Here is a 4,589-nt window from a genome sequence, read left to right on the forward strand (position 1 = left end):
TCACCAAAAATTCAGTTTGGGTTTTTCTAACGATCGCCTTCAACAATATTCCTGAATCGACATTGGTTCATCAAAGTCAACGATCGCCTTCAACAATATTCCTGAATCGACATTGGTTCATCAAGGTCAACGATCGCCTTCAACAATATTCCTGAATCGACATCGGTTCATATTCATATAATATCTGGGTTTCACGGACGATATACGGCAATGGGTATCTTCAAAGGACCTCCCCCCCCTGAACGGTTACTTGAGCAGTGACTTGACGCTCTGCTGATCGTCAATCACCTTGGTTATCAGGAGAATCTTTATCTAATAAGGCTTTTAAGCTTAACTCGGTTTTCTGTTCCGATGATACTCATACCCATAGTTGTTCAAAATACTACCGATTAATTATAGGTGCTTGGTTTGATTGAAAATGAAGGCTGGATGCTGGATTGTTGCGTTGTTTTGCAAGTTGCGATCGCCCCGTGATCGATTACGATTATTTTTGCTAAATTGACAAGTATTTATTTTAAATGAAGCATGAGTTTAATTACTACTCCTAAAGGATGAAACTTGCAGCTATTTGTAATAATATCAATTTTCTGTGAAGCTGCACATTATTTTGACCCTTCCCAACCTCCCTGATACTTTGGTGAGGTTGGGAGGGGTTCTTTCTATGCATCTTCATTTGGCAGAGGTTCTTTCTATACATCTTCATACAGAATTGGTATAACTTAGTTAAAATACGTTTTAATTCCAGTTTCTAATTGCGATAGAAGACTGCAATATAATTGCATAAATCTAGTAGTGAAAGTATTACTACGAGGAGCAAAGAGAAATTGTTTGTAAAAGTAATGATGTTTTAAAAAAGGTTTGAATAGTGTATGAATTGTATAACTTCTATTAGAACCTTCAAATGGTAGAGGTTATATTGCGAGAAATTTGTAACTATTAAATGTGCAGTCAAATAAACTCAATCTGAGACGTTCATTAGGTTAGAGATGCTCCTCAGTAAAGTTCATAGATATAATTATTTTTTGACGGCTCCTGATTAGGCAAACAATTAATTAAATGAGTAATTTAATGACACAATCTCTCTGTTTTTTTGGCTCTCGCCTCAGCATTATTATTGGAGATTAATTAAATATATGCAATCTTTAGAGGTCTATCGCCCTTTGGGAGCGGGAGAGCAAATCTTCTGGCTCCACGATCAAGCTCATTCCTTACATTTCGCTCTCACAGCCCAAATCAAAGGAAAATTCACAGTTACTCAACTTCAACAAGCACTCCACTTTGTACAGCAAAGGCATCCATTCCTCCGAGTTCGGATTGCTCTGGATGAAGCAAAGCACCCTTGGTTTGTCGAAGACCATGCTGATATTCCACTGCGGGTTGTGCAGAGGCTATCCGAACAACAATGGCAGCGAGAAGTTGAGCAAGAAATCGCAACGCCCTTTATTTGGTCGCAAGCTCCGTTAGTGCGGGTTGTCTTGGTTCACTCCAGCAATGGTGCAGAATTATCAGAATTGATTGTGATATGTCATCACTCGATCGCTGATGGTATTTCTGTAACTTACTTAATTCGGGATATTTTGCAGGCGATGCCTACGGCAACCCCTTCAGTGTACGCTACACCCACTACATTCGGACAGTCTTTATCTGTACCTCCGTCACTAGAGGATTTGATTGTCGATCGAACTCCCGAAAAAGTTTCTTTGCTAAAGCCAATTCCTACATTCATCAGTGATTCCTTTCTGGTTGGGCAACGTGCGAAGCAACCTAACTGTTCATTTGTCAGTTCTGGTTCACTCTCATCCGAAACAACGCGCTTACTCATAGCTCGTTGTCGGCAAGAACAAACGAGTGTTCATGCTGCGATTTGTGCCGCTTTTCTCTTAGCAGTCCGCCAGCAAAATCATTCAAAACAGACGCAGAACCTCAACTGTACGTCACCGATTAATCTCAGACCATACTTGACATCTGCAAACCAGGAAAATCTCAGTTTATATATTGGTGCTGAACGGACATCGCACCTCTTAAACTTTGATGCCAATTTTTGGGAAGTCGCTCGTTCTGCTAAACAACAACTCAAGCAAAGTATGACATCTAATAAGCTGTTTGGGAAGATTTTTCAACTTCAACAATGGCTATCTACCTTCAAGAGTCCTGATGATGCTTTACAAGTATTTAAAGAGCAATTGGACTACGATATAACCGTTAGCAATCTCATGCGCTTGACGATCGCGCAACAGTTTGGAGGGCTAGAACTTCAGGCTATCTATGGGCCTGTAGTGACGACAGGTGTCAAAAACGATCGCTTAGTTGGCGTAGCAACTTTGGGAGATCGGCTATTCTTCACGCTCGTGTGTTCAGAACGGGTGATGCTGCAATCCCAGACAAAAACACTCCACAAGGAAGCTATATATCTACTAAATGAGGCGATCGCATCCAACTACGAGGAGCGAAGAGAAATTGTTTGTAAAAGCAATGATCTTTTAAAAAAGGTTTAAATAGTGTGTGAATTGTATAACTTATACTAAAACGTTCAAATGGTAGAGGTTATATTGCGAGAAATTTGTAACTATTAAATGTGCAGTGAAAAAACTCAAGCAGAGACATTCATTGGCTTAGAGATACTCCTCAGTAAACTTCATAGATATCAACAAGCGTAAAAATTATTTTTTGACAGATCCTGATTAGGCAAACAATTAATCAACAGTAAACTTCATAGATATCAACAAGCGTAAAAATTATTTTTTGACAGATCCTGATTAGGCAAACAATTAATCAACATGAGTAATCTGATGACACAATCTCTCTGGTTTTTTGGCTCTCGCCTCAGCATCATTGCAGATCACACAACTACCGCAGGTCAGTACGATCTGATCGAAGGCTACTTCCTTCCTAGTACACAAATCCCCCTCCATCGCCACACACGCTATTCTGAACAAATCTATGTACTGTCCGGGGAGTTTACGGTTTGGGCAGGTGAGAAGAAGGCTGTGTTGAGTGCTGGTGAAAGCTTCCTGATTCCTACTGCCACACCCCATACCGTCGCCGTGCTTAACGATCAGCCAGCTCGCGTGTTGGTCGTTGCTGCGCCAAGTGGCTTTGCTCGGCTGATCGCAGGAATTGGTACGCTGGATGAGAAAGAAACACCAGATATGGAGCTGTTTGAACGTATTTGCATTGAGATCGGTGACGAAATTTTGGGTCCGCCTGGAACCTTACCCTCGTCATGATGCTAGGAGAACATAGCAATCCTCTTAGAGCAACGAACAAAATCGGTGCAGAAGTCAGGCATAACACATAGTGCGAATGCTGGTAAATTTCATATCACTATTGGTAGGGCTGCAATTGAGAAAGTTTTAGCAACAATATATACAAGTAAGGAGTTGATAGGTGAAGCCATCACCAACTATGCACGCGCTGATTGTAGATGATTTTCAAACTGCAACATTTCGTACCGCCGAAATTCCCCGACCGGAACCCACTGCCAACCAGGTTCTGGTGCGAATCAAGGCAAGCGGTGTCAACCCACTCGACAGCAAAATCCGCACAGGTAAAGCACCCCATGCCAAACCTGTACTCCCTGCCGTGCTGGGAACCGATCTGGCTGGGGTCGTTGAAGCAGTTGGACAAAATGTCACCGCGTTTAAAGTTGGTGATGAGGTCTACGGACTGACGGGTGGAGTCGGTGGACTGCAAGGTTCACTTGCTGAATTTGCCGCAGTTGATCCCGATCTACTGGCAAAAAAACCAACCAACCTCAGTATGCGTGAAGCAGCAGCTTTACCCCTGGTGGTTTTGACTGCATGGGAAGGACTTGTCGATCGCGCTAATGTACGCGATGGTCAGAAAGTCCTCGTACTTGGCGGCTCTGGCGGTGTTGGTCATGTCGCTGTGCAGATTGCCAAAGCGCGTGGTGCCAAAGTGTTTGCTACTGCCTCGGCTGTTAAGCACGATATGCTGAAACAACTGGGTGCTGTACCGATAGACTACCACAGTGTATCAATTGAGCAGATTGTGCAAATGTATACAGATGGTCACGGCTTTGATCTGGTCTACGATACCGTTGGCGGCTCCACTTTAGACGATGCATTTCAGGCAGTACGCATTTACGGACATGTCGTTAGTAGCTACGGCTGGGGTCAACACTCCTTGATGCCACTCTCGCGGAAGGCTGCGACGTATTCAGGCATATTCGTGCTTCTGCCTCTACTGAATGGTGAAGGGCGTACTCATCATGGTGAGATTCTGCATCAGGCTACGCAGTTGGCGGATGCAGGTCAACTACGCCCAATTGTTGATCCTCGCCATTTTACGTTGGATACCGCACTGGATGCCCACAATGCGGTAGAGCAAGGCACATCGGTCGGCAAAATCGTAATCGACATTGCAATATAGTTCAAGCTGGCTTGGAGAAGAACAAAGAAAAGCCCATTCAAACCTTGGTTATTGAAGCTAATGGCAGGATAACGTTTCCCCAGATGACTACAGGTACTTATTTCCCACATTCCGCACTTCAATCAGTAGCATTAATAAACTACATTTAAATAAAATCCGAAATTATAATTTCGACTCCTAAGTAACACTCAAAAAAA

At 43.0% G+C, this 4,589-nt stretch carries 3 protein-coding genes; all 3 read left to right on the forward strand.

Going from position 1 to position 4,589, the window contains the following annotated elements; genetic code table 11:
• The first annotated feature begins 1,133 nt into the window (after positions 1–1,133).
• The 3 genes from V7K97_RS10665 (at position 1,134) to V7K97_RS10675 (ending at position 4,392) form a co-directional block, all read left to right on the forward strand.
• Complete coding sequence (locus tag V7K97_RS10665; RefSeq protein ID WP_334800890.1) at positions 1,134–2,495, forward strand: condensation domain-containing protein; 1,362 nt, start codon at positions 1,134–1,136, stop codon at positions 2,493–2,495.
• Positions 2,496–2,777: 282 nt separating this feature from the next.
• Positions 2,778–3,227, forward strand: a complete 450-nt coding sequence (locus V7K97_RS10670; protein ID WP_334800891.1) for a cupin domain-containing protein — start codon at positions 2,778–2,780, stop codon at positions 3,225–3,227.
• A 160-nt stretch (positions 3,228–3,387) separates the two neighbouring features.
• Positions 3,388–4,392, forward strand: a complete 1,005-nt coding sequence (locus tag V7K97_RS10675; RefSeq protein ID WP_334800892.1) for a zinc-dependent alcohol dehydrogenase family protein — start codon at positions 3,388–3,390, stop codon at positions 4,390–4,392.
• Positions 4,393–4,589: the final 197 nt, after the last annotated feature.

The organism is Nostoc sp. (genome assembly GCF_036917815.1).
GTDB lineage: Bacteria > Cyanobacteriota > Cyanobacteriia > Cyanobacteriales > Nostocaceae > Nostoc.

Bases quoted from the DNA above. Each gene is read 5' to 3' on its own strand.
- V7K97_RS10670 (WP_334800891.1), top strand. From the start codon at position 2,778: ATGAGTAATCTGATGACACAATCTCTCTGGTTTTTTGGCTCTCGCCTC.
- V7K97_RS10665 (WP_334800890.1), top strand. From the start codon at position 1,134: ATGCAATCTTTAGAGGTCTATCGCCCTTTGGGAGCGGGAGAGCAAATC.